The organism is Pantoea pleuroti (genome assembly GCF_014156615.1).
Lineage (GTDB): Bacteria > Pseudomonadota > Gammaproteobacteria > Enterobacterales > Enterobacteriaceae > Pantoea > Pantoea agglomerans.
On sequence record NZ_SBFD01000009.1, the window covers coordinates 131,847 to 156,323 of the forward strand.

Here is a 24,477-nt window from a genome sequence, read left to right on the forward strand (position 1 = left end):
CCGATGTAATTTTACTTCCCACTGAAGAAAATTTATCTTATTCCCACTTTTTGTTCCGCTAATCAGGCACCACCAGAATGTGGTCGCGCCGATCAGAGGGAACGTTCGTTAGCGTGATTCCAGGATATATATGAGCAAGAGCACTGCTGAGATCCGTCAAGCGTTTCTCGACTTTTTTCATAGCAAGGGACATGAGGTTGTAACCAGCAGCTCCCTCGTACCGAATAACGATCCAACGTTGTTGTTTACTAACGCCGGGATGAACCAGTTTAAAGATGTGTTCCTCGGTCAGGACAAACGTGACTACACACGTGCGACCACGTCACAGCGCTGCGTACGCGCAGGCGGCAAACACAACGATCTTGAAAACGTCGGTTACACCGCACGTCACCACACCTTCTTTGAAATGCTGGGTAACTTCAGCTTTGGTGACTATTTCAAGAGAGAGGCGATTGGTTTTGCCTGGGAACTGCTGACGAGCGAGCAGTGGTTCAGCCTGCCAAAAGAGCGTCTGTGGGTGACGATCTATGAAACCGACGATGAGGCCTTTGATATCTGGGCGAATGAAATCGGTGTGCCACGTGAACGCATTATTCGCATCGGCGACAACAAGGGCAGCGCGTATGCGTCAGATAACTTCTGGCAGATGGGCGATACCGGTCCTTGTGGTCCGTGCAGCGAGATTTTCTACGATCACGGCGATCACATCTGGGGTGGTCCGCCGGGCAGCCCGGAAGAAGATGGTGACCGTTACATTGAGATCTGGAACATCGTCTTTATGCAGTTCAACCGTCAGGCTGATGGCACCATGCTGCCACTGCCAAAACCGTCGGTTGATACCGGAATGGGCCTTGAGCGTATTTCTGCCGTTCTGCAACACGTCAACTCCAACTATGAAATCGACCTGTTCCAGAAACTGATTGAGGCCGTGGCACAGGTTACCGGTGCCACTGACCTTAGTAACAAATCGCTGCGTGTCATTGCCGACCACATTCGCTCCTGTGCTTTCCTGATTGCCGATGGCGTCATCCCGTCTAATGAGAACCGTGGCTACGTGCTGCGTCGTATCATTCGTCGTGCCGTGCGTCATGGCAACATGCTGGGCGCCAAAGAGGCCTTCTTCTATAAGCTGGTTGCGCCACTGGTTGAGGTCATGGGTGCCGCAGGCGAAGAGTTACAGCGCCAGCAGGCTCAGGTTGAGCAGGTGCTGAAAAGCGAAGAAGATCAGTTTGCCAGAACCCTGGAGCGCGGACTGGCGCTGCTGGACGAAGAACTGGAAAAACTGCAGGGCGACACGCTGGATGGCGAAATCGTCTTCCGTCTCTACGATACCTTTGGTTTCCCGGCTGATTTAACGGCTGACGTCTGTCGCGAACGCAATCTGAAGATCGACGAAGCCGGCTTTGAGCGGGCGATGGAGCAGCAGCGTCAGCGCGCACGTGAAGCGAGTGGCTTCGGTGCTGACTACAGCAACGTTATTCGTATTGATGCCGCCTCATCCTTCAAAGGCTACGACCAGCTCGATTTAGCTGCCACGGTGAAAGCACTCTATGTTGCAGGCGAGGCGGTTGATGAAGTGACCGCGGGTCAGGATGCCGTGGTCGTGCTGGATGAAACGCCATTCTATGGCGAATCGGGTGGTCAGGTAGGCGATACCGGTCTGCTGAAAGGGAAGAATGCTGAATTTAGCGTCCAGGATACACAAAAATATGGTCAGGCAATCGGTCATGTCGGTAAGCTGACCGCAGGGCAGTTGCGTATCGGTGATCGCCTTGAGGCGCAGGTTGATGCAGCACGCCGTGCGCGCATCCGTCTTAACCACTCTGCTACCCACTTACTGCATGCCGCCTTGCGTCAGGTTTTAGGTGAGCATGTGGCGCAGAAAGGCTCGCTGGTTAACGACAAGTACCTGCGTTTCGATTTCTCGCATTTCGAAGCGATGAAACCTCAGGAGATTCGTCAGGTCGAAGATATCGTCAATGCGCAAATTCGTCGCAACCTGCCGGTTGAAACCGAAGTGATGGATCTGGATGCGGCGAAGTCTAAAGGGGCAATGGCACTGTTTGGCGAGAAATATGATCAGCGCGTGCGCGTTCTGACCATGGGTGATTTCTCTGTTGAGCTGTGTGGTGGCACCCATGCTGCGCGCACGGGTGACATCGGGCTGTTCCGTATTCAGGCGGAGTCAGGTACCGCAGCCGGTATTCGTCGTATCGAAGCGATTACGGGTGAAGGCGCGCTGGCGCAGGTCAATGCGCAGAGCAGCCAGCTGCAGGATCTTGCGCAGCTGGTCAAAGCGAACAGCAGCAACCTGAATGAGAAAGTGCGTGGTCTGGTCGATCATGTACGGGCTCTGGAGAAAGAGTTGCAGCAACTGCGCGATCAGCAAGCCGCGCAGGAGAGCGCTTCATTGAGCAGCAATGCTATCGACATTAAGGGAGTGAAACTGCTGGTCAGTGAGCTCAACAATGTTGAACCTAAAATGTTGCGTACCATGGTTGATGATCTTAAGAATCAGCTGGGGTCGGCGATTATTGTGCTGGCAACGGTTACTGAAGGTAAGGTGTCGCTGATTGCGGGTGTGACCAAAGATCTGACTGACCGTGTTAAAGCGGGTGAGTTGATTGCCGGTCTGGCTCAGCAGGTTGGCGGGAAGGGCGGTGGCCGTCCTGATATGGCACAAGCTGGTGGTAACGATGCGGGTGCTCTGAAAGGCGCATTAGCAGGGGTTGAGGACTGGGTCAGCAGCCGTCTGTAAGTGAATTAAAACAAGGCATCGTAAAAAGCGTCAGAACGGTTGTTCCGGCGCTTTTTAATACGATGCTAAAGCAGCAAATGACAAAGTCAGGTTGATGTAGTGTATTTCGGCTAAACTAACTATCAGCAGAATGTATTGGCGCATCGATGTGCATTGGTGTATTTCTCATACACATTGTGCAGCGTTAAATGATGGATAATGCCGGGAGCCTGTACAAGCCCGACTCTTTTAATCTTTCAAGGAGCAAAGAATGCTTATTCTAACTCGTCGAGTTGGTGAAACCCTCATGATCGGTGATGAGGTAACTGTAACGGTGCTGGGTGTTAAGGGTAACCAGGTTCGTATCGGTGTTAACGCGCCGAAAGAAGTGTCTGTGCATCGCGAAGAGATCTATCAACGCATCCAGGCTGAAAAAACGCAACAAACCAGCGTTTAACGGATTCAGCGTCTCGCACTCGTGCGAGGCGCTACCGCTTTCTGTAAAAATCCTGCCTTTTCTTTCTACCTGTTCCTCCTCTGTTTTGTTAACGCCATCATCTTTCATTGTTGATAATTCACTCTTTTTGTCGCCATTTTGTCCCAATTGTGTGTGATTTGCTCAATCAAACAAAGTTTCGGAAAAATTGTTTGACTTAAAAGTCCGGGAAAGTAATATGTGCGCCACGCAGTGCCGATGAGCAGAAACAACGTTCAGGCGCGCAGTTCGAAAGAAAGCGTAAGGTGAGGTGGCCGAGAGGCTGAAGGCGCTCCCCTGCTAAGGGAGTATACGGTCAAAAGCTGTATCGAGGGTTCGAATCCCTCCCTCACCGCCATTTTCGATGCATCCATAGCTCAGCTGGATAGAGTACTCGGCTACGAACCGAGCGGTCGGAGGTTCGAATCCTCCTGGATGCACCATATTTTCGAATATGGAGAAGTGCCTCGGTGTGACATGACGCATTAGCGTACAGGCCGCACTAAGGAGGATAACGTTGCATCAGCAACGGCCCGCAGGGCGAAGCGCAAGCTGAGTAATCCTCCTGGATGCACCATCGAAAAAAAGAAACAAAGCGAATTAGCAATTCCTTTCATGGTGAGTAGTTAGCACCCTGCGTTGTACAAGAATTTGATTTATGCATCCATAGCTCAGCTGGATAGAGTACTCGGCTACGAACCGAGCGGTCGGAGGTTCGAATCCTCCTGGATGCACCATTCTTCGTAACATCCTCAGGTTGGTTTCTGAAAGTCCATAAAAAAGTGTGACCCCCAAAAGATAGATCCCAATGCATCCATAGCTCAGCTGGATAGAGTACTCGGCTACGAACCGAGCGGTCGGAGGTTCGAATCCTCCTGGATGCACCATCTTCTCGAATGTTGGCAGTTCCTCAGTGTGACATGACGCAATAAGCGTTCCGGCCGCACGAAGGGGGATAACGTTGCATCAGCAACGGCCCACAGGGCGAAGCGCAAGCTGAGTCATCCTCCTGGATGCACCATCTTCTTCTTTAGCCTCAAAATCCCTCAAAGTATCATGGCGCGATGATCGCTAAGACCTCACTAAACACGATAGCGTTACTTCCGTAACCGTCCGTACAGCAAACGCTGAGTGAGTATCCTGAAAAACCTCTGCAGTTTCCCTCTGGCTTCACACGCACTCTTTTCCTGTTTAATCTGCCCCATTGATTCATCATCCTGACTTAAGCGATCCGAAACGCCTGTTTCCCGCATCAACGCCTTCTGTTTTGCTGCCCATGCCTGTCCGCTGCCGCTTGTCTGCCAGAAGAATGTTAAAAAAACGCTGGAATTTCGTACGTTTATCGCTGGTCGTGCACGATCACCTTTATCTGAAAACAAAAATTGTTAATGCTTTCAAAGCATTTGCTGTTCATCCCCCCTGGCGACAACCTGTCCACATTAGGCTAAAGTAATGTCTCATTTGATGAATGTCCGGAGTGACAATGTACGATCAATATGACGCCCTGATTTTCGATATGGACGGCACGATTCTTGATACTGAGCCGACACATCGAAAAGCGTGGCGCCAGGTACTGACGCGTTATGGATTAACGCTGGATGAAGCACGTATTATCGACTTCAATGGCGCACCAACCTGGCGGCTGTCGCAGTTCATCATTGAATCCAATCAGTCGTCACTCGACCCTTATCTTCTTGCCGCAGAAAAAACCGCTGCCGTGAAAGCGATGCTGCTGGAAAACGTGAAGCCACTGCCTTTAATGGAGGTGGTGAAAGCTTATCACGGGCGGCGTCCGATGGCGGTCGGTACCGGAAGCGAACACAGCATGGCAGAGGCGTTACTGACGCAGCTGGGCGTACGTGAGCTCTTTTCGGCCGTCGTCGGTGCTGACGACGTACAGCGTCATAAACCTGAGCCTGAAACCTTCTTACGCTGCGCTGAGCTGATGGGTGTAACGCCGGCACATTGTGTGGTGTTTGAGGATGCGGACTTTGGTATTCAGGCAGCGAAGGCAGCAGGTATGGCTGTGGTGGATGTCCGCTTACTGTGAGTGACGTTCTTACCTATGCCTCGATGTTCGGCAGCAGCTTTTTAAGTGCAACGCTCCTGCCGGGAAGTTCTGAAGCACTGCTGATAGCACTATTGATAGCAAAAAAGACATCAGTTTACGGGTTGCTTTTGGCCGCATCACTGGGAAACACCTTGGGCGGCTTAACCAACATTCTTATTGGTCGCTTGCTGCCGTTAAAACGTCAGGGGCGATGGCATGACACAGCAATGACGTGGTTGCACCGACTGGGACCAGCAGCACTGTTATTCAGCTGGCTGCCAGTGATAGGTGATCTGCTCTGCGTTCTGGCAGGCTGGTTACGTTTCGCCTGGCTACCTGCGATGCTGTTTCTCGCTGTCGGCAAAACACTGCGTTATATCGTTATCGCGACTGCCACATTACAGGGTATGCAATGGTGGCATTGATTCGCACAGATTCGAGGCTACGGTTAACATTATGCTGAACAAAAATAAATTATTATCACAGCGGGGGGGTAATGTGATCCCGGACGTATCTAAAGCGCTCTCCTGGCTGGAAGCGCATCCCAATGCCCTTAAAGGTATTGGCCGTGGCATCGAGCGTGAAACGCTGCGTGTACAGGCAAATGGCGAGCTGGCAAAAAGCGGCCACCCGGAATCTCTGGGGTCGGCGCTGAAACATGACTGGATCACCACTGACTTTGCCGAAACGTTGCTGGAATTTATTACGCCAGTGGATCACAGCATTGATCATATGCTGGCATTCCTGCGCGATATTCATCGTCACGTTGCCCGTGAACTGGGTGATGAACGCATGTGGCCATTTAGTATGCCGTGCGTGATTGACGATGCGGACAATATTGAGCTGGCGCAATATGGCACGTCCAATATCGGTCGGATGAAGACGCTCTACCGCGAAGGGCTGAAAAACCGCTACGGCGCGTTGATGCAGACCATCTCCGGCATTCACTATAACTTCTCACTGCCACTCTCATTCTGGCAGGAGTGGGCTGACGTGAAAGATAAGGAAAGCGGAAAAGAGACGATCTCGGCGGGCTATCTGCGGCTGATCCGCAACTATTATCGCTTCGGCTGGGTGATCCCCTATCTGTTTGGCGCATCGCCTGCTATCAGCTCCAGCTTCCTGCAGGGCCGTGAAAGCGCGCTGCCGTTCGAAACCAACGACAAAGACACGATGTGGCTGCCGTACGCTACCTCGCTGCGTCTGAGCGATTTAGGCTACACCAATAAATCGCAGAGCTCTCTGGGCATCACGTTTAACTCGCTGGAAGGCTATGTCACTGCGCTGAAGAAAGCGATCAAGACGCCGTCAGAAGAGTATGCAGCGATGGGCACTAAAGATGCCGACGGTAACTGGCTGCAGCTCAACACCAACGTGCTGCAGATTGAAAACGAGCTCTATGCGCCAATCCGGCCTAAGCGTGTGACACGCTCGGGTGAAGCGCCTTCTGATGCGCTGCTGCGTGGTGGTATTGAGTACATTGAAGTGCGCTCGCTGGATATCAATCCGTTCTCTGCAATCGGCGTAGATGAGAATCAGGTTCGCTTCCTCGACCTGTTCCTGATCTGGTGTACCCTGGCCGATGCGCCGGAAATGAGTGCAGATGAGTTGCAATGCACCCGTATAAACTGGAATCGGGTTGTGCTGGAAGGGCGTAAACCGGACCAGAAAATTGCCGTAGGCTGCGGAGAAGCGGAACATTCGCTGGTTGAAGTGGGCAAAACCCTGTTTGCCGATCTGCGTCGGGTTGCTGAAGTGTTAGACAGTCATAATCAGGACAGCACGGAATATCAGCAGGTTTGCGATCAACTGGTAGCATCGTTCGACGATCCTGAGCTAACCTACTCGGCGCGCATCCTTCAGGCAATGAAGGACAATGGTGTAACCGGAACCGGCGTGGCGCTGGCTGAACAGTATCGCCATCTGCTCTGCGAAGAGCCGCTGGAAGTGCTGACAGAAGAAGATTTCACGCGTCAGGCGCAGGCGTCTGTTGCTGCACAGCAGCAGCTGGAAGCGAATGATAAGCTGGATTTTGAAGCGTATCTGGCGAGCCGGGAAGGGTAGAAAAGAAAAAGGCCACATCAATGTGGCCAAATTAACATCTCTGTTGTCAGGGATGATGATAACAAATGCGCGTCTTTCATATATTCAGACGTTGGGCGAACAGAAAAGTTTCATCGTTTTAAAAAAAATTCTCAGAACAGGAGGTGACGTATGCCACTACTGGACAGTTTTACCGTTGATCACACCATCATGGGCGCACCGGCAGTTCGCGTGGCGAAAACCATGAAGACTCCGCATGGCGATACGATTACCGTTTTTGACCTGCGTTTTTGCCGCCCGAACATTGATATTCTCACTGAGCGTGGCATTCATACGCTGGAGCATCTCTTTGCCGGATTCATGCGTGATCACCTGAATGGTGATGGTGTGGAAATCGTCGATATCTCGCCAATGGGTTGCCGCACCGGCTTCTACATGAGCCTGATTGGTACACCAGACGAGCAGCGCGTTGCCAAAGCGTGGAAAGGGGCGATGGAAGATGTTCTGAAAGTGAAAGATCAGAACCAGATCCCTGAGCTGAATGAATACCAGTGTGGTAGCTACAAGCTGCACTCACTGGATGAAGCGCAGCAGATCGCCCGCAATGTGCTGGCGCATGATATCGGCGTTAACCGCAACGAAGATCTGAAACTGCCTGCTGAAAAGCTGAAAGAACTGCACATCTAGTCAGGGCTTTGCTGCTAAAAAAAACGCCGCATCATGTCGATTGCGGCGTTTTTTTATCGCTTCAGGACCCTACCGATTTTTTCAGTGGCGTCTTTGGCGTGATACGCACCTGTTTAATCATATTGTCCTGCACATCCAGAATATCGATGTTGTAGTGACCGATCTGAACACGTGTGGCGATGGCAGGGATCTCTTCCAGCGCTTCCAGCAACATGCCGTTGATGGTGCGCGCTTCCTGCTCTGGCAGCTGCCAGTTAAACGCCTTGTTAATTTCACGCACACTGGCGCTGCCTTCAATTAGTACGGATCCATCATTCTGCGGCATCACTTCTTCTGCCAGTGACGGTGACATGGAGGTGGTGAAGTCACCGACAATCTCCTCCAGAATGTCCTCTATCGTTACCAGCCCTTTGATATCGCCATACTCATCCACCACCACGCCCGCTTTCTCTTTGTTGCGCTGGAACTTCACCAGTTGGGTGTTCAGCGGCGTTCCTTCCGGAATGTAGTAGATCTCATCGGCGGCGCGCAGCAGCATCTCTTTGGTGAACTCTTTTTTCTCCGTCATCATACGCCAGGCTTCGCGCACCCGCAGCATGCCGACGCAGTCATCCAGCGAGTCCCGGAACAGCACAATGCGGCCGTGTGGCGAGTGGCTTAACTGGCGAACGACTGACTTCCAGTCATCGTTGATGTTAATACCGACGATCTCATTACGCGGAACCATGATGTCGTCAACACTGACTTTCTCCAGGTCGAGTACCGATAAAAGCATGTCCTGATTACGACGTGATATCAGATTACGCGATTCATAAACGATGGTGCGCAGCTCTTCTTTACTCAGCGCGGAGTTAACCGAGCCATCGGTGCGAATGCCTGCCAGCCGCATCAGCAGCCGGGTAATGGTATTCAGTAACCAGACCAGGGGGAGCATGACATACTGCAACGGACCCAGCAGAAAACTACTGGGATAGGCGACCTTTTCCGGATAGAGCGCCGCTATGGTTTTCGGTAATACTTCGGCAAACACCAGCACCACGAAGGTCAGTACACCGGTGGCTATTGCGACGCCGGCATCGCCGTAGAGGCGCATCCCGACGATGGTGCTGAGGGCAGAGGCAAGAATGTTGACCAGGTTATTACCGATCAGCACCAGACTAATCAACCGGTCAGGGCGACGCAGCAATTTTTCGACGCGACGGGCAGCACGGTGACCATTTTTAGCCTGATGGCGCAACTTATAGCGATTGAGGGTCATCATGCCGGTTTCGGAGCCAGAAAAATAAGCCGAAACCAGCACCATGATGATCAGCGTAATAATCAGCGTGGTGGTTGAAACATTCTCCAACGCAGAACTTCCTTTTTAACGAGAGGTGGGGACAAGCAGATGCTGCAGGATGCGACTGCCGAAGTAAGCCATGGTTAACAGCACCGCACCGCTGCAGTTAAACCAGACGACGCGGCGACCACGCCAGCCTTCATGATAGTGCCCCCAGAGCAAAACGATATAAACAAACCACGCGATGATAGAGAGTACCGCTTTATCGACGTTTTCTTCGCTGAAGAGATCCTGCATATAAAACAGCCCGGTGCAGAGCACCAGCGTCAACAGCACGACGCCCACCTGGGTGATGTGAAACATCTTACGTTCGATGGTCAGCAGCGGCGGCATATCCTGTGTGAACGCCAGACGCTTGTTTTTTAACTGATAATCGATCCACGCCAGTTGCAGTGCATAGAGTGCGGCAATAATCAGCGTCGCATAAGCGAACAGCGACAGACCGATATGGATCATCATGCCTGGCGTGGTTTCCAGATGGGTGATGAACGCATTGGGCACAAAAGTGGCGAAGGCCAGATTGATCAGCGCGAAGCTGTAAACAATCGGCAGCAGCAGCCAGCCACGGTTGCGTGACGCCACAATGGTCATGATGGCGCAAATCAACAGGCTGACCAGCGAGCCTATGTTGAGCAGGCTTAAATTCTGTCCGCTATCAACAGCAAATATGCGTTGCTGCAAGGCCACCGCGTGTGTCACCAGCGCCACGCAGGCAGAGAGCATCGCCATTCGCCGCCAGCCGCCGTTACGTTTCAACAGGCTGGGAATGATCAGGGCAAGACTTAAGGAGTAGGCGAATAGCGCCACTATCGCGAAAACGAACATAGATCCTTTCAGGTTCAGTCAGATAAGGAAAAAGGCAGTATAGCGCCAGCCGAAGCAGGCTCCAAACGATCTGAGGGGCAATTGCAGAGATCGCTGAGGCTTCGTGTTATAATCCGCCGCATTCTGCCGATCAGGCGCCTCGCGATCTTTTTTTTAGTGAGAGACCATGTTTGATAATTTAACCGATCGTTTGTCGCAAACCCTGCGAAACATCAGCGGCCGCGGAAGGCTGACTGAAGAGAACATCAAAGAGACCCTGCGTGAAGTGCGCATGGCACTGCTTGAGGCTGACGTTGCGCTGCCGGTGGTGCGTGACTTCATCAACCGTGTGAAAGAGAGCGCGGTCGGCCATGATGTGAATAAAAGTCTGACTCCAGGTCAGGAATTTATCAAAATCGTTCGTAACGAGCTGGTTACGGCGATGGGTGCAGAGAACAATGCTCTCGACCTGGCTGCTCAGCCGCCAGCCGTGGTGCTGATGGCGGGTCTGCAGGGTGCCGGTAAAACAACCAGCGTCGCTAAGCTGGGTAAATTCCTGCGCGAGAAGCACAAAAAGAAAGTCTTAGTGGTTTCTGCCGACGTCTATCGTCCAGCGGCAATCAAACAGCTGGAAACGCTGGCACAGCAGGTGGGTGTGGATTTCTGCCCGTCCGATCTCAGTCAGAAGCCGGTTGATATCGTTAACAATGCGCTGCGTGAAGCTCGCCTGAAGTTTTACGATGTACTGCTGGTGGATACCGCCGGTCGTCTGCACGTTGACGAAGCGATGATGGACGAAATCAAACAGGTTCATGCCGCCATCAATCCGGTAGAAACGCTGTTTGTGGTCGATGCCATGACCGGTCAGGATGCGGCAAACACGGCTAAAGCTTTTAATGAAGCGCTACCGCTGACCGGTGTTATCCTGACCAAAGTCGATGGTGATGCACGAGGCGGTGCGGCGCTGTCGATTCGTCATATCACCGGTAAGCCGATTAAATTTATGGGTGTCGGTGAAAAAACCGATGCACTTGAGCCGTTCTATCCGGAGCGTATTGCTTCGCGTATCCTCGGCATGGGTGACGTGCTGTCACTGATCGAAGATATCGAAAGCAAGGTTGACCGCGATCAGGCTGAGAAACTGGCTAAGAAGCTGAAAACCGGCGACGGTTTTGATCTCAACGACTTCCTTGAGCAGCTGAAGCAGATGCGCAACATGGGCGGCATGGCCAGCCTGATGGGCAAACTGCCCGGTATGGGACAGTTGCCTGACAATGTGAAGTCACAGATGGATGACAAAGTGCTGGTGCGCATGGAAGCGATCATCAACTCGATGACACGCAAAGAGCGTGAGAAACCAGAGATCATCAAAGGCTCACGCAAGCGTCGCATTGCGACCGGCTCCGGTATGCAGGTGCAGGACGTTAACCGCTTATTGAAGCAGTTTGACGACATGCAGCGTATGATGAAGAAAATGAAGAAGGGCGGTATGGCGAAAATGATGCGCGGCATGAAGGGTATGATGCCGCCAGGTTTTCCTGGCCGCTAAAGCGTTCCACAAAAAAGCCCGAAATGGCACGGTTTAGGTTGCTTTTTTCGCCAAAATGAGTAAAATTTTCGGGCTTTTTATATAGCACCCGGACCCCGTTCCTCGATGGGGGCCGGGTGTTTTATTAACTGAAGAGGATGTTATGGTAACAATTCGTTTGGCACGTCACGGCGCTAAAAAGCGTCCGTTCTATCAGGTCGTCGTCACTGACAGCCGCAATGCACGCAACGGTCGTTTTATCGAGCGCGTTGGTTTCTTCAACCCGATCGCATCTGGTCAGGCTGAAGGTCTGCGTCTTGATCTGGATCGTATCGAGCACTGGGTTGGCCAGGGCGCAACGCTTTCTGATCGCGTTAACGCGCTGGTCAAAGAAGCTAAGAAAGCAGCTTAATCTGTCACGGTGGTGAGCATGAGCAGACAAATTGCCGCACAGCCTCCTGTTAACCCGATTGTATTGGGTAAGATGGGAGCCGCCTACGGTATTCGCGGCTGGCTCAAAGTGTTTTCCTCCACTGAAGACGCTGAAAGCATCTTCAACTACCAACCCTGGTTCATCCAGCGCGCCGGTAAATGGCAGCAGGTCGAACTGGACGGTTGGAAGCACCACAATCAGGACCTGATCATCAAAGTCAAAGGCATTGAAGATCGGGATGCGGCGGCTCAGTTAACCAATTGCGAAATTCAGGTTGACTCGACGCAGTTGCCATCGCTGGAAGAGGGCGACTACTACTGGAAAGACCTTATGGGCTGCCAGGTGGTTAACCTCGAAGGCTACGAGATGGGTAAAGTCATCGATATGATGGAAACCGGCTCGAACGACGTTCTCGTCGTTAAGGCAAACCTGAAGGATGCATTCGGTGCTCAGGAGCGGTTAATTCCGTTTCTTGATGAACAGGTTATCAGGAAAGTCGATCTCTCTACTGGCATCATTGAGGTAGATTGGGATCCTGGTTTTTGATCTCCGAATCGAACGGTAACGTAACGGCGAATACAATGTGGATTGGTGTTATTAGCCTGTTTCCAGAAATGTTTCGCGCTATTACCGATTACGGGGTAACTGGCCGGGCTGTAAAAAACGGTCTGCTCAGCATTCAGAGCTGGAGTCCTCGTGACTTCACGCACGACCGGCACCGTACCGTGGATGATCGTCCTTACGGCGGCGGACCGGGAATGCTGATGATGGTACAACCCTTACGGGATGCCATCTCCGCAGCGAAAGCAGCGGCAGGTGATGGGGCCAGGGTGATATATCTTTCACCTCAGGGTCGCAAACTGGACCAACAGGGCGTTTGCGAACTGGCGGCACGGGACAAGTTAATTCTGGTCTGTGGCCGTTATGAAGGGATTGATGAGCGCGTAATCCAGACCGAAATTGATGAAGAATGGTCAATCGGTGATTACGTTCTCAGCGGCGGGGAACTGCCAGCGATGACGATGATTGACGCAGTCGCCCGGTTTATTCCTGGCGTGCTCGGCAAGCAGGCGTCAGCCGATGAGGATTCGTTCTCGGAAGGTTTGCTGGATTGTCCGCACTATACCCGACCTGAAGTGTTAGATGGCGTGGAGGTCCCGGCAGTATTACTGTCAGGCAACCATGCTGATATTCGCCGCTGGCGTCTGAAGCAGTCGCTAGGCCGTACCTGGCTGAGAAGACCTGAACTTCTGGAAAACCTGGCTCTGACTGAAGAGCAAGCAAGGTTGCTGAATGAGTTCCAGCGGGAATCTCAGCAGCAACAAAACGATGATGTGGAAGAGTAAGCTCTTCCCCGACTATCAGTTTACCCAGGATATGAGATTTAATTATGAGCAACATTATCAAGCAAATTGAACAAGAGCAGATGAAACAGGACGTACCTTCCTTCCGCCCGGGTGATTCCGTGGAAGTGAAAGTATGGGTCGTTGAAGGTTCTAAAAAACGTCTGCAGGCATTCGAGGGCGTGGTTATCGCTATCCGTAACCGCGGTCTGCACTCTGCATTCACTGTTCGCAAAATTTCTAACGGCGAAGGCGTTGAGCGTGTATTCCAGACTCATTCACCTGTAATTGACAGCATCGCTGTTAAACGTCGTGGCGCTGTGCGTAAAGCCAAACTGTACTACCTGCGTGAGCGTACTGGTAAGTCTGCTCGTATTAAAGAGCGTCTTAACTAAGGTATCGCTAACGCGACATCTAAAAGTTAATAGCAAACAAGGGGTTGGCATCTGCCAGCCCCTTTTTTTATGTCACTGCCAACCTTGCTGCCTACAGTTAACAGGCGTCCGGCCGCTGAAAATGATAAATCGCGGTATTAACCGGCCCCTCCTCTAATACGATCAGGCCATAGCGACAGCCAATGAACTGACCACCGCACTTCTCAGCCACGCCCCGACTGGCCAGGTTATCCTCTGCTGCCAGAATCTCAATCACCCGGGTCTCTGGGCGTGAAAACCCCAGCGGCAGCAACGCGGCTACCGCGCGGCTGGCGATTCCCTGACGCTGGGCATCACTGCGAACCCAGTAGCCAATTGCGCTGGTGTCACCCGGATGACGGGCAAAGCGTATTCCTGCGCCCCCCAGCAGCTGGTCATGCTGATCAACGATGGCAAACTCTTCCGCTTCCTCCTTCATCCGTTGCCAGTGGGTAAAGCGGATCCAGCTTTCTGCTTCATGCGGCTGATAATCGTGATGCGCCCAGACCATCCACGGGATAAGGCTGTCCAGAGAGGCATTAACCGCAGTGGTAAACGCAGATACGTCGCTGAGCTCAAAAGGTCGCAGATAAATATTTTGTGGTGATGGGCGCATAACTCTCTCAGCGCGAACAGAATGATTTTTTTATTCTGCATGGGGGTAGCAGAAAAGCAATAACCTTGACTGTAAACTTATTTTTACATATGAGTTTGGTTTTTTTTGGACAAGGCTTGAGTTATTTATATGATTTTATTGGATATTTTAAGTGTATTTCTCGCCTTGCTTGATCCGTGGTAATAAATGTGTACATATAATATTGCGCTATGTATTGTCTGTGATACAGTATTTGCATTCCTCAGTGAGGAGTCCACGACTGCCAATACGAGCCAAAGGATCGCCATCATGCAAAAAGACGCGCTGAACAATGTGCATATCGCCGGTGAACAGGTATTAATCACGCCTGAAGAGCTGAAAGCGAAGTTTCCACTGACCACTGAACAGCAGGAGCAGGTCGCGGCGTCGCGCCAGACCATCTCTGACATTATTGCCGGCCGCGATCCGCGTCTGCTGGTAGTGTGCGGACCCTGCTCAATTCACGATACCGAAGTGGCACTGGAATATGCTCGTCGTCTGCAAACCCTTTCCGAACAGCTGAATGATCAGCTGTTTATCGTGATGCGCGTCTATTTTGAAAAACCTCGTACCACCGTCGGCTGGAAAGGGCTGATCAACGATCCTTTCATGGATAACTCGTTTGATATGGAAGCGGGTCTGCACATTGCGCGCCAGCTGCTGGTGAACCTGGTTGAAATGGGTTTGCCTCTGGCCACTGAAGCGCTGGATCCTAATAGCCCGCAATATCTGGGCGACCTGTTCAGCTGGTCTGCCATTGGCGCCCGTACCACTGAATCGCAGACGCACCGTGAAATGGCCTCGGGCCTGTCGATGCCGGTAGGCTTTAAAAATGGCACCGATGGCAGTCTGGGAACGGCAATCAACGCCATGCGTGCAGCCGCAATGCCACACCGTTTTGTCGGGATTAATCAGGCCGGTCAGGTCTGCCTGCTGCAGACTCAGGGCAATCCGGATGGTCACGTGATCCTGCGTGGCGGCAAAGCGCCGAACTACGGTCCTGAAGATGTCGCGCAGTGTGAAAAAGAGATGCTCAAGGCGGGACTGCGTCCAGCCTTAATGATAGATTGCAGCCATGGTAATTCGAACAAAGACTACAGCCGTCAGCCTGGCGTAGCGGAATCCGCTATTGCGCAGATCAAAGACGGGAACCGTTCAATCATTGGTTTGATGCTGGAAAGCCATATCAATGAAGGTAACCAGTCTTCTGAGCAGCCACGCAGCGAAATGAAGTATGGCGTTTCCGTAACCGATGCATGCATCAACTGGGAAGTGACCGAAACGTTGCTGCGTGAAATGCATCAGGATCTGCAGGGAGTGCTGTCGGCGCGTCTGTCACAAGAGGTGTAAGAGCAATGGTGGCTGAACTGACCGCGTTACGCGATCAAATTGACAGTGTTGATAAAGCGCTGCTTGACCTGCTGGCTAAGCGACTGGAACTGGTGGCCGAGGTAGGTGAGGTGAAGAGCCGTTACGGCCTACCTATCTATGTGCCTGAGCGTGAAGCGTCAATGCTGGCTTCACGTCGCAAAGAGGCCGAAGCGCTCGGCGTACCACCGGATCTGATTGAGGATGTGCTGCGTCGCGTGATGCGGGAATCCTATACCAGCGAGAATGACAAAGGTTTTAAAACCCTCTGTCCTGAACTGCGCCCGGTGGTCATTGTCGGTGGTAAGGGCCAGATGGGCCGGCTGTTTGAAAAAATGCTCGGGCTATCTGGCTATACGGTTAAAACGCTGGATAAAGATGACTGGCCTCAGGCTGAAAGTCTGCTCAGCGATGCCGGAATGGTGATCATTAGCGTGCCGATTCACCTGACCGAGCAGGTGATTGCACAACTGCCACCAATGCCGGAAGATTGTATTCTGGTCGATCTGGCGTCGGTCAAAAACCGGCCTCTGCAGGCGATGCTGGCTGCCCATAACGGGCCTGTGCTGGGTCTGCATCCGATGTTTGGCCCGGACAGCGGCAGCCTGGCAAAACAGGTGGTGGTCTGGTGTGATGGACGACAACCGGAAGCGTATCAGTGGTTCCTGGAGCAGATTCAGGTCTGGGGTGCGCGTCTGCATCGTATCAGCGCTGTTGAGCATGACCAGAATATGGCATTCATTCAGGCGCTGCGTCACTTTGCTACCTTCGCTTATGGTCTGCATTTAGCCGAAGAGAACGTCAATCTGGATCAGCTGCTGGCGCTCTCGTCGCCAATTTACCGGCTGGAACTGGCGATGGTGGGGCGGTTGTTCGCTCAGGATCCGCAGCTCTATGCGGATATCATCATGTCTTCAGAGAGTAATCTGGCGCTGATAAAACGCTATTACCAGCGGTTTGGTGAAGCGATTGCACTGCTGGAGCAGGGCGATAAGCAGGCGTTTATCGCCAGCTTTAACCGGGTTGAACAGTGGTTTGGCGATCACGCAAAACGTTTCCTGGTCGAAAGCCGAAGCCTGCTGCGATCGGCCAATGACAGCCGCCCATAAATGACAGCCATCCATTAATGAAAAAGGCATCCAGTTGGATGCCTTTTTTTCTTCTTTTATTCGCCAGGTTCAGCGGGCACCACATTTTCGCTGGGGTAACAGCCCAGTACCTTCAGAGAGCGGGTCATGGTCTGTAATTCCTGCAGCGCCTGCTGCATCCGCTCCGATTGCAGGTTGCCCTGCACATCAATGTAAAACATCTCTTCCCACGGATTACCATTAATCGGGCGGGACTCCAGCTTGCTCATAATCAGGTTGTGCTGACGCAGTACCAGCAGCGCGTCGACCAGCGCACCCGCCTGCTGGCCGGTTGCCATAATCAGCGTGGTTTTCGCTGGCACCTGGTCAGAAACCTCGATTGCTTTGCGGGCCAGCACGATAAAGCGGGTGTGGTTCTGCTGCTGATTGGCCAGATTACGTTCCAGCACCTGCAACTGATAGAGTTCGCCACCGGCTTCACTGCCCAGCGCCGCCACCTTAGGTGAGTTGAGCGCAGCCACTTTCTCCATCGCTGCCGCGGTACTCTCGGTATATTCGATTTTCCAGTGCGGGAAACGATTAATAAACTGGCTGCACTGCTGGAACGGTTGAGGATGGCTGTAAACCGTCTCAATCTGCTGAAGATCGGTGGGGCCATTCACCAGCACGCAGTGGTCGATAGGCAATGTCAGCTCGCCCACGATTGAGAGGCTTGTCTGTTGCAGCAGATCGTAGACATCGTTGATAGAGCCTGAACTGGTATTCTCAATCGGCATCACGGCGTAATCAGCTACGCCATTTTCGACCTGTTTGATGATGTCGTGAAACTTCAGGCAGCCACACTCCACCATGCTATCGAAATGGCGCGACGCGTAGTTACGTGCTGCAAGATGCGAATAAGAGCCTTTCGGGCCCAGGAAGGCGATACGGGCGGCATGCGCATGGGGATGGTTGAGGTTTTTTTGCAGCAGCGCTTGCTGAGTCAGCACGGAATCTTCAATTACCAGCTGGAACAGACGGGTGATGTAGTGCGCATCCAGGTTGTGTGCCTTACCCAGTACGATAAGATTTTCCAGTAGCGCGCGTTCGCGCTCCACATCCCGAATCGGGCGATGCGTCGCCAGTTTCGCTTGTGCAACTTCCACTGCCAGCAAACGACGCTCGGCCAGCAGCGTCAGAAGTTTTTTATCCACGGCGCTGATTTTATCGCGTAGCGCCAGCAATGGATTATCGGGATTCATAGGGCTCACCTGTATGCTATCCAAAAAAAAAGCCTCCCGGTTGGGAGGCTTCGGTGTTCGTCTTCGCTTTCATTTTCACACGACGAATGGCCTCCCGTTCAGGGGAAGGTAAAAAAGAAAGCGAAGAAAAACAGATCAGATTTCATTGTAATGTCCGAAAAGAGAGTGACCTGAGAGTAACCGTACTGCTTAAAAGCTGTCAATAAAAAACGCGCCCGCAGGCGCGTTAAGAAACAGCGTTAAGAAAATCAGGACTCTTCGTCGGCGGGAATGATGTCTTTCACGCTGGCACTGGCGCGGCGTGCTTCAGACTTGTGCTGAACTTTATTCAGCTGACGCTCGAGCTTGGCAATCAAATCGTTGATAGCGGTATACATATCATCGTGCTTGGCGCTGGCCACCAGAGTCCCGTTAGGTGTGTTAATAGTGGCGTCAGCCACGAATTCTTTGGGCTCTTTAGAAAGGACAATATGCGGATTAATCAGGTCGGTTTGCCATTTTTCGAGCTTGGCGAGACGGTCTTCGACATGGCTTCGGATTGCCGGAGTGATGTCCATTTGTTTACTGGTAATGTTCAGAATCATCGTTCTTACCTCTCTGTCATTTCCGTCTTGGTCTTCTCAGCATAGCGCGAAAAAGCGTTCAATGTGGGATTTCGATCACGAAAAAATGTCACTTTTTGTCAGTCACAACATTCTGTGAGAAAGGCAGAGAAACTGGCCGAAATGGCTTGAAGCGAAACGATTAACACGGCATGCTTGATGAGATAGCTCGCTGAGATCAGATCCAAATCTGACTGTTCTGTGAGCAAAAAAAAGCAGCCCTGAGAGGCTGCTTTTTTTATGGCTGGAAATCTGTCTGACTATCAGCTTTTGTTAGCTGCAATGATTTTCGCCACTTTATCGGCTTCAGCGTTCAACTGCAGATTGCGGTAAGCATTCTCCATCAGCGGCAGAGCATCGTGTGTTGCCTGCGTATCCGGATAATCGCGCATCATACCTTCGACACGGTTAACAACCGCGACATAAGCCTCACGCTTAGTATAGAATTGCGCCACTGACAGCTCATATTTAGCCAGACGGTCTTTCAGATAGACCAGGCGTTTCTGAGCATCAGCCGCATACTGGCTGTTCGGGTAACTCCGCAGCAGCTGAGAGAAGTCGCGGAAAGCATCACGAGCGTGCGTCGGATCGCGGTCAGAACGATCAATACCAAAGAAGCCCTGCAGCGCGGAGTCATCCAGCGCCATGTCCGTCAGACCTTTCATATAGATGACATAGTCAATGTTCGGATGCGTGGGGTTCAGACGCATAAAGCGAGCAATGGCAGCCTGCGCCAGGGGCAGATCGGCATTTTTATAGTACGCGTAGATTAAATCCAGCTGCACCTGCTGCGAATAAGGACCGAACGGATAACGATTATCCAGCGCTTCCAGTTGCTTAATCGCAGCTTTAAAGTTACCGTCCTGCAGCTTTTGCTGCGCTGTAGCATAGATTTCAGAAGGCGGGCTGTCCGGTACCGCGTCATTTGAGCCGGAACAACCAACAAGTGCCAGGCTCAGTGTGGCAGCAGCCACCAGATGTTTCATACGCGTCATGACGAAGTGATTATCCTCAAATGTTATGGCGGAAGCTGTCCGTATAGCTCCCGGTAATGACCAGGTACGATAGCACATTATATTAAACGGCATCGCCGTGAAAACCCAACGTTAACGAAGAAGCTGTATATGGCACAACAAGTTCAACTCACCGCAACGGTATCCGAATCACAACTCGGACAACGCTTAGATCAGACTTTGGCGGAATTGTTCCCTGATTATTCACGTTCTCGCATAAAAGAGTGGATCCTCGATCGTCGCGTTACTGTAAACGGCGTCATGGTCGATACACCCAAAGAAAAAGTGCTGGGCGGCGAGCTGGTCGCGATTGACGCTGAGATCGAGGAGGCGCAGCGCTGGGAACCGCAGAATCTGCCACTCGACATCGTTTATGAAGATGAAGACATTATTGTCATCAACAAACCACGCGACTTCGTGGTTCACCCTGGCGCCGGTAATCCGGATGGCACGGTATTAAACGCTTTACTTCATCACTATCCGGCGATTATGGATGTGCCGCGCGCGGGCATCGTACACCGCCTGGATAAAGACACCACCGGTTTAATGGTGGTCGCGAAAACCGTTCCGGCTCAGACGCATCTGGTGGACTCGCTGCAGCGTCGCGAAATCACCCGTGAATATGAAGCGGTTGCGATTGGCAATATGACTGCGGGCGGCACCGTTGAGCAGCCTATCAGCCGTCACTCAACTAAACGCACCCACATGGCGGTACACCCAATGGGTAAACCGGCGGTCACTCATTACCGCATCATGGAGCACTTCCGGGCCCATACCCGTCTGCGCCTGCGTCTGGAAACCGGTCGTACTCACCAGATCCGTGTGCATATGTCTCACATCAGCCATCCGCTGGTGGGCGATCCGCTTTACGGTGGCCGTCCGCGTCCGCCAAAAGGCGCGTCAGAGGCATTTATTACTACGCTGCGCGGTTTCGATCGTCAGGCACTGCACGCCACGATGTTGCGCCTCTATCACCCTATCAGCGGTATTGAAATGGAATTCCATGCTGCGCTTCCGCAGGACATGGTTGATCTAATCGCGGCGTTAAAAGCAGACACTGAAGAATTTAAAGACCAGTTGAATTGGTGATGAATCTGATTACTCCTCAATGGCCCGCTCCGTCACGCGTTCGGGCCTGCTCGACGCAGCGACAGGGCGGCATCAGCACATCGCCCTGGGATGCACTGAATCTCGGCGGGCATGTGGGGGATAATCCGGATGCTGTGGCGCGTAACCGGCAGTTGCTGTTGGAAGAGGCAGGTTTACCTGCCATGCCGCAGTGGCTGGATCAGGTTCATGGCACTGAGGTTGTGCGTCTGACTGCAGGGGAAAGTACGCCATTACGTGCTGATGCCTGTATTACCGATCAGCCCGGTGTCGTCTGTGCCATCATGACCGCTGACTGTCTTCCGGTCCTGTTCTGTTCGCAGGATGGCACGGAAGTGGCGGCGGCACATGCAGGCTGGCGCGGACTTTGTGCGGGAGTACTGGAAAATACGCTGGCGCAGTTTCGTTCGCCACCTGATCAGATTCATGCCTGGCTTGGACCGGCAATCGGACCTGATGCGTTTGAGGTCGGTGCCGAAGTGCGTCAGGCCTTTATGGCTCAGGATCCTCGGGCTGTGCAGGCTTTCCGTCCATCAGGTGACCGCTTTTACGCCGACATCGGCCTGCTGGCGCGGATGCGATTGCAGGCAGCGGGCGTGAATTCAGTCAGCGCCAGCAGCCGTTGTACCTTTACGCAGCGCGACGATTTCTTCTCTTTCCGCCGCGATGGGATCACCGGGCGTATGGCAACTTTGATCTGGCTGTTATAACCTTACGCCATAAGACGGTCCAGTTAGCGTATTTTTTACTCAAATCTCAGGTCATTAACCTTGAAATTTTGAGGGATGACCTCATTTAATCTCCAGTAGCATTTTGACCTGTAATGGGAGGAATTATGCGTCTGGATCGTCTTACTAACAAATTTCAACTGGCTCTCGCCGACGCGCAGTCCCTCGCTCTGGGACACGACAATCAATTCATTGAACCTCTGCATCTGATGAGCGCATTGCTCAAACAGGAAGGCGGATCGGTTTCACCTTTACTGACTTCGGCCGGTGTCGACGTTACGCCATTTCGCGCTCAGGTTGAGCAGGCTATTGATCGCCTGCCACAAGTTGAGGGCAGCGAAGGCGATGTACAACCCTCATCTGACCTCGTCCGGGTATTAAACCTGTGCGACAAGCTGGCGCAGAAGCGCAACGATAACTTTATTTCATCCGAATTATTTGTTCTGGCCGCGCTGGAATCACGGGGCTCACTGGCCGATCTGCTCAAAGCAGCGGGCGCAACGCGTGAAAAAATCACCAGTGCGATTGAACAGATGCGGGGAGGAGACAACGTGAACGATCAGGGGGCTGAAGATCAGCGCCAGGCTTTAAAAAAATACACTATCGACCTGACCGAGCGGGCAGAGAAGGGCAAACTCGATCCGGTCATCGGTCGTGATGAAGAGATTCGCCGCACCATCCAGGTTCTGCAGCGCCGTACCAAAAACAACCCGGTACTGATTGGTGAACCTGGCGTAGGTAAAACCGCGATTGTCGAAGGGCTGGCGCAGCGCATCATCAATGGTGAAGTGCCTGAGGGTCTGAAAGGACGTCGGGTACTGGCGCTGGATATGGGTGCGCTGGTGGCCGGGGCGAAATATCGCGGTGAATTCGAAGAGCGTCTGAAAGGCGTACTGAGTGACCTGTCGAAACAGGAAGGCAACGTCATTCTGTTTATCGACGAGCTGCACACCATGGTGGGAGCCGGTAAAGCGGACGGTGCGATGGACGCCGGCAATATGCTTAAACCTGCGCTGGCGCGTGGTGAACTGCACTGTGTGGGTGCCACTACGCTTGATGAGTATCGCCAGTACATTGAAAAAGATGCCGCGCTGGAGCGTCGTTTCCAGAAAGTCTTTGTGGCTGAGCCAAGTGTGGAAGATACCATCGCCATTCTGCGTGGTCTGAAAGAGCGTTATGAACTGCATCACCATGTGCAAATCACTGACCCGGCGATTGTCGCGGCGGCGACCCTGTCTCATCGTTATATTGCTGACCGGCAGCTGCCGGATAAAGCGATTGACCTGATCGATGAGGCAGCTTCCAGCATTCGTATGCAGATGGACTCGAAGCCGGAGTCACTGGATCGCCTGGAGCGCCGTATCATTCAGCTGAAGCTGGAGCAGCAGGCGCTGAAGAAAGAGGCGGACGATGCCAGCATCAAGCGTCTTGAAATGCTGGAAACCGAGCTCAACCAGAAAGAGCGCGAATACGCCGAGCTGGAAGATGAGTGGAAGACAGAGAAAGCCTCGCTGTCCGGCACGCAGAACATTAAAGCGGAACTTGAGCAGGCGCGTCTGAATTTAGAGCAGGCACGTCGCCAGGGTGACCTCGCTCAGATGTCAGAGCTGCAGTACGGTAAAATTCCGGCACTGGAAAAACAGTTAGCCGCAGCGACTCAGGCGGAAGGCAAGACCATGAAGTTACTGCGTAACCGGGTAACCGATGTGGAGATTGCCGATGTGCTGGCACGCTGGACCGGTATTCCGGTCGCACGAATGATGGAAGGTGAGCGCGATAAGTTACTGCGCATGGAGCAGGACTTACATGGCCGGGTCATCGGACAGGATGAAGCGGTTGAGGCGGTATCAAATGCTATTCGCCGTAGTCGCGCAGGCCTTTCTGATCCAAACCGGCCTATCGGTTCCTTCCTGTTCCTGGGGCCAACCGGGGTCGGTAAGACCGAACTGTGTAAAGCGCTGGCTAATTTCCTGTTCGACAGTGACGATGCGATGGTTCGTATCGACATGTCTGAATTTATGGAAAAACACTCAGTATCACGGCTGGTGGGTGCACCTCCGGGCTACGTCGGCTATGAAGAGGGCGGTTATCTGACCGAAGCTGTGCGCCGTCGGCCTTATTCGGTCATCCTGCTGGATGAAGTAGAGAAAGCGCATCCTGATGTCTTTAACATTCTGCTGCAGGTGCTGGATGATGGGCGTCTGACGGATGGGCAGGGCCGGACGGTCGATTTCCGTAACAGCGTGGTGATTATGACCTCCAACCTGGGATCAGATTTAATCCAGGAGCGGTTCGGCAATCTCAGTTACCCGGAAATGAAAGATATCGTGATGGGTGTGGTCGGACAGCATTTCCGTCCTGAGTTCGTCAACCGTATTGATGAGGTGGTGGTGTTCCATCCGCTGGCTGAGAAACATATTGCGTCCATTGCGCAGATTCAGCTGCAGCGGCTGTACAAACGTCTGGATGAACGGGGTTATCAGCTGCACATCTCTGATGATGCGATCAAACTGCTGGCGGAGAACGGGTATGATCCGGTCTACGGTGCACGTCCGCTGAAACGTGCGATACAGCAGCAGATCGAGAACCCGCTGGCTCAGCAGATCCTTGCCGGTTCGCTGGTGCCAGGCAAAACCATCGAAATGGATGTGGAGAACAACATCATTACTGCACATCAGTAAGGTGTGGAATGAAAAACGGGCCTCTGGCCCGTTTTTTTTGCCCTTTTGAGGGGTTTTTGCTTATTTAATACTCCTTTTGAGTGCGAAATGAACGGTCAGTAAAAAAGTCTCAATTTGCACTTGCGCTATCTGAGCCGTTCCCTATAATGCGCCTCCACTGACA

The 24,477-nt window shown here is 52.5% G+C and carries 23 protein-coding genes, 4 tRNA genes and 1 other annotated feature; of the genes, 20 read left to right on the forward strand and 7 right to left on the reverse strand.

Features of this window, described 5'->3' with window-relative positions:
* Positions 1–130 precede the first annotated feature (130 nt).
* From alaS to luxS, 10 genes are all read left to right on the forward strand, one after another.
* The gene (gene alaS, locus EPG66_RS18720; protein WP_115387249.1) at positions 131–2,758 is read left to right on the forward strand and encodes an alanine--tRNA ligase; all 2,628 of its coding nucleotides are present in this window, start codon (positions 131–133) and stop codon (positions 2,756–2,758) included.
* A 250-nt stretch (positions 2,759–3,008) separates the two neighbouring features.
* Positions 3,009–3,194, forward strand: a complete 186-nt coding sequence (csrA, locus tag EPG66_RS18725) for a carbon storage regulator CsrA (RefSeq protein ID WP_008927091.1) — start codon at positions 3,009–3,011, stop codon at positions 3,192–3,194.
* A 283-nt stretch (positions 3,195–3,477) separates the two neighbouring features.
* Positions 3,478–3,570 (forward strand) — tRNA-Ser (locus tag EPG66_RS18730).
* Positions 3,571–3,578: 8 nt separating this feature from the next.
* Positions 3,579–3,655, forward strand: a tRNA-Arg gene (locus EPG66_RS18735).
* Positions 3,656–3,872: 217 nt separating this feature from the next.
* Positions 3,873–3,949: transfer RNA gene (locus tag EPG66_RS18740), tRNA-Arg, on the forward strand.
* A 73-nt stretch (positions 3,950–4,022) separates the two neighbouring features.
* Positions 4,023–4,099, forward strand: a tRNA-Arg gene (locus EPG66_RS18745).
* A gap of 596 nt (positions 4,100–4,695) precedes the next feature.
* Complete coding sequence (gene yqaB, locus EPG66_RS18750) at positions 4,696–5,262, forward strand: fructose-1-phosphate/6-phosphogluconate phosphatase (RefSeq protein WP_182687747.1); 567 nt, start codon at positions 4,696–4,698, stop codon at positions 5,260–5,262.
* Entirely contained in the window at positions 5,259–5,687 is a 429-nt protein-coding gene (locus EPG66_RS18755) for a YqaA family protein (RefSeq protein ID WP_010248498.1), read from the forward strand. The genes yqaB and EPG66_RS18755 overlap by 4 nt, the downstream gene beginning before the upstream one ends.
* A 31-nt stretch (positions 5,688–5,718) precedes the next feature.
* A complete protein-coding gene (gene gshA, locus EPG66_RS18760) occupies positions 5,719–7,326 on the forward strand; it encodes a glutamate--cysteine ligase (RefSeq protein WP_031594175.1) in 1,608 nt (535 codons plus the stop codon).
* A 150-nt stretch (positions 7,327–7,476) separates the two neighbouring features.
* A complete protein-coding gene (gene luxS, locus EPG66_RS18765) occupies positions 7,477–7,992 on the forward strand; it encodes an S-ribosylhomocysteine lyase (RefSeq protein WP_031594174.1) in 516 nt (171 codons plus the stop codon).
* A 61-nt stretch (positions 7,993–8,053) separates the two neighbouring features.
* Here luxS and EPG66_RS18770 read toward each other — a convergent pair whose 3' ends face one another.
* Together EPG66_RS18770 and EPG66_RS18775 are read right to left on the reverse strand one after the other, a co-directional pair.
* Entirely contained in the window at positions 8,054–9,340 is a 1,287-nt protein-coding gene (locus tag EPG66_RS18770; RefSeq protein WP_163657863.1) for an HlyC/CorC family transporter, read from the reverse strand.
* Positions 9,341–9,355: 15 nt separating this feature from the next.
* Complete coding sequence (locus EPG66_RS18775; protein ID WP_031594172.1) at positions 9,356–10,156, reverse strand: cytochrome C assembly family protein; 801 nt, start codon at positions 10,154–10,156, stop codon at positions 9,356–9,358.
* Between the two features lie 166 nt (positions 10,157–10,322).
* Between EPG66_RS18775 and ffh the strand changes: the two genes are divergently transcribed.
* From ffh to rplS, 5 genes are all read left to right on the forward strand, one after another.
* A complete protein-coding gene (gene ffh / locus EPG66_RS18780) occupies positions 10,323–11,684 on the forward strand; it encodes a signal recognition particle protein (protein WP_010248486.1) in 1,362 nt (453 codons plus the stop codon).
* A gap of 142 nt (positions 11,685–11,826) precedes the next feature.
* Entirely contained in the window at positions 11,827–12,075 is a 249-nt protein-coding gene (gene rpsP, locus EPG66_RS18785) for a 30S ribosomal protein S16 (protein ID WP_003849041.1), read from the forward strand.
* 18 nt (positions 12,076–12,093) lie between these two features.
* Positions 12,094–12,642: a ribosome maturation factor RimM gene (gene rimM, locus EPG66_RS18790; RefSeq protein ID WP_010248480.1), complete on the forward strand. Its 549-nt coding sequence runs from the start codon at positions 12,094–12,096 to the stop codon at positions 12,640–12,642.
* Between the two features lie 35 nt (positions 12,643–12,677).
* On the forward strand, positions 12,678–13,442 hold the full coding sequence (gene trmD / locus EPG66_RS18795) for a tRNA (guanosine(37)-N1)-methyltransferase TrmD (protein WP_010248477.1): 765 nt from the start codon (positions 12,678–12,680) through the stop codon (positions 13,440–13,442).
* Between the two features lie 44 nt (positions 13,443–13,486).
* Positions 13,487–13,834 (forward strand): 50S ribosomal protein L19, encoded by a 348-nt coding sequence (gene rplS, locus EPG66_RS18800; RefSeq protein WP_003849035.1) that lies wholly within the window; start codon positions 13,487–13,489, stop codon positions 13,832–13,834.
* 97 nt (positions 13,835–13,931) lie between these two features.
* On the opposite strand, the gene EPG66_RS18805 is transcribed toward rplS, so the two are convergent.
* Complete coding sequence (locus EPG66_RS18805; RefSeq protein ID WP_069025313.1) at positions 13,932–14,468, reverse strand: GNAT family N-acetyltransferase; 537 nt, start codon at positions 14,466–14,468, stop codon at positions 13,932–13,934.
* Between the two features lie 288 nt (positions 14,469–14,756).
* Here EPG66_RS18805 and EPG66_RS18810 point away from each other — a divergent pair, with 288 nt between their 5' ends.
* Together EPG66_RS18810 and tyrA are read left to right on the forward strand one after the other, a co-directional pair.
* Entirely contained in the window at positions 14,757–15,836 is a 1,080-nt protein-coding gene (locus EPG66_RS18810) for a 3-deoxy-7-phosphoheptulonate synthase (RefSeq protein WP_182687749.1), read from the forward strand.
* 5 nt (positions 15,837–15,841) lie between these two features.
* The gene (gene tyrA, locus EPG66_RS18815) at positions 15,842–16,963 is read left to right on the forward strand and encodes a bifunctional chorismate mutase/prephenate dehydrogenase (RefSeq protein WP_182687751.1); all 1,122 of its coding nucleotides are present in this window, start codon (positions 15,842–15,844) and stop codon (positions 16,961–16,963) included.
* 56 nt (positions 16,964–17,019) lie between these two features.
* On the opposite strand, the gene pheA is transcribed toward tyrA, so the two are convergent.
* The 4 genes from pheA to bamD all read right to left on the reverse strand — a co-directional run bounded on the left by pheA (position 17,020) and on the right by bamD (position 19,780).
* Positions 17,020–18,183 carry a bifunctional chorismate mutase/prephenate dehydratase gene (gene pheA, locus EPG66_RS18820; RefSeq protein ID WP_010248448.1) on the reverse strand — a complete coding sequence of 388 codons (1,164 nt, stop codon included), beginning with the start codon at positions 18,181–18,183 and terminating at the stop codon, positions 17,020–17,022.
* Between the two features lie 22 nt (positions 18,184–18,205).
* Positions 18,206–18,330: a sequence feature (Phe leader region), on the reverse strand.
* Positions 18,282–18,329 carry a pheA operon leader peptide PheL gene (gene pheL, locus EPG66_RS22895; RefSeq protein ID WP_193586062.1) on the reverse strand — a complete coding sequence of 16 codons (48 nt, stop codon included), beginning with the start codon at positions 18,327–18,329 and terminating at the stop codon, positions 18,282–18,284. (Overlaps the previous feature by 48 nt.)
* Before the next feature lie 101 nt (positions 18,331–18,431).
* Positions 18,432–18,767, reverse strand: coding sequence for a ribosome-associated translation inhibitor RaiA (gene raiA, locus EPG66_RS18825; protein ID WP_003849030.1), 336 nt, complete (start codon positions 18,765–18,767; stop codon positions 18,432–18,434).
* A 281-nt stretch (positions 18,768–19,048) separates the two neighbouring features.
* Positions 19,049–19,780 carry an outer membrane protein assembly factor BamD gene (gene bamD, locus EPG66_RS18830; protein ID WP_010248444.1) on the reverse strand — a complete coding sequence of 244 codons (732 nt, stop codon included), beginning with the start codon at positions 19,778–19,780 and terminating at the stop codon, positions 19,049–19,051.
* A 129-nt stretch (positions 19,781–19,909) separates the two neighbouring features.
* Between bamD and rluD the strand changes: the two genes are divergently transcribed.
* The 3 genes from rluD (at position 19,910) to clpB (ending at position 24,314) form a co-directional block, all read left to right on the forward strand.
* Positions 19,910–20,887: a 23S rRNA pseudouridine(1911/1915/1917) synthase RluD gene (gene rluD / locus EPG66_RS18835; protein ID WP_010248442.1), complete on the forward strand. Its 978-nt coding sequence runs from the start codon at positions 19,910–19,912 to the stop codon at positions 20,885–20,887.
* Positions 20,887–21,615, forward strand: a complete 729-nt coding sequence (yfiH, locus tag EPG66_RS18840) for a purine nucleoside phosphorylase YfiH (RefSeq protein ID WP_163657861.1) — start codon at positions 20,887–20,889, stop codon at positions 21,613–21,615. Before rluD ends, yfiH begins: the two co-directional genes overlap by 1 nt.
* 113 nt (positions 21,616–21,728) lie before the next feature.
* A complete protein-coding gene (gene clpB, locus EPG66_RS18845) occupies positions 21,729–24,314 on the forward strand; it encodes an ATP-dependent chaperone ClpB (RefSeq protein ID WP_029519628.1) in 2,586 nt (861 codons plus the stop codon).
* Positions 24,315–24,477 lie beyond the last annotated feature (163 nt).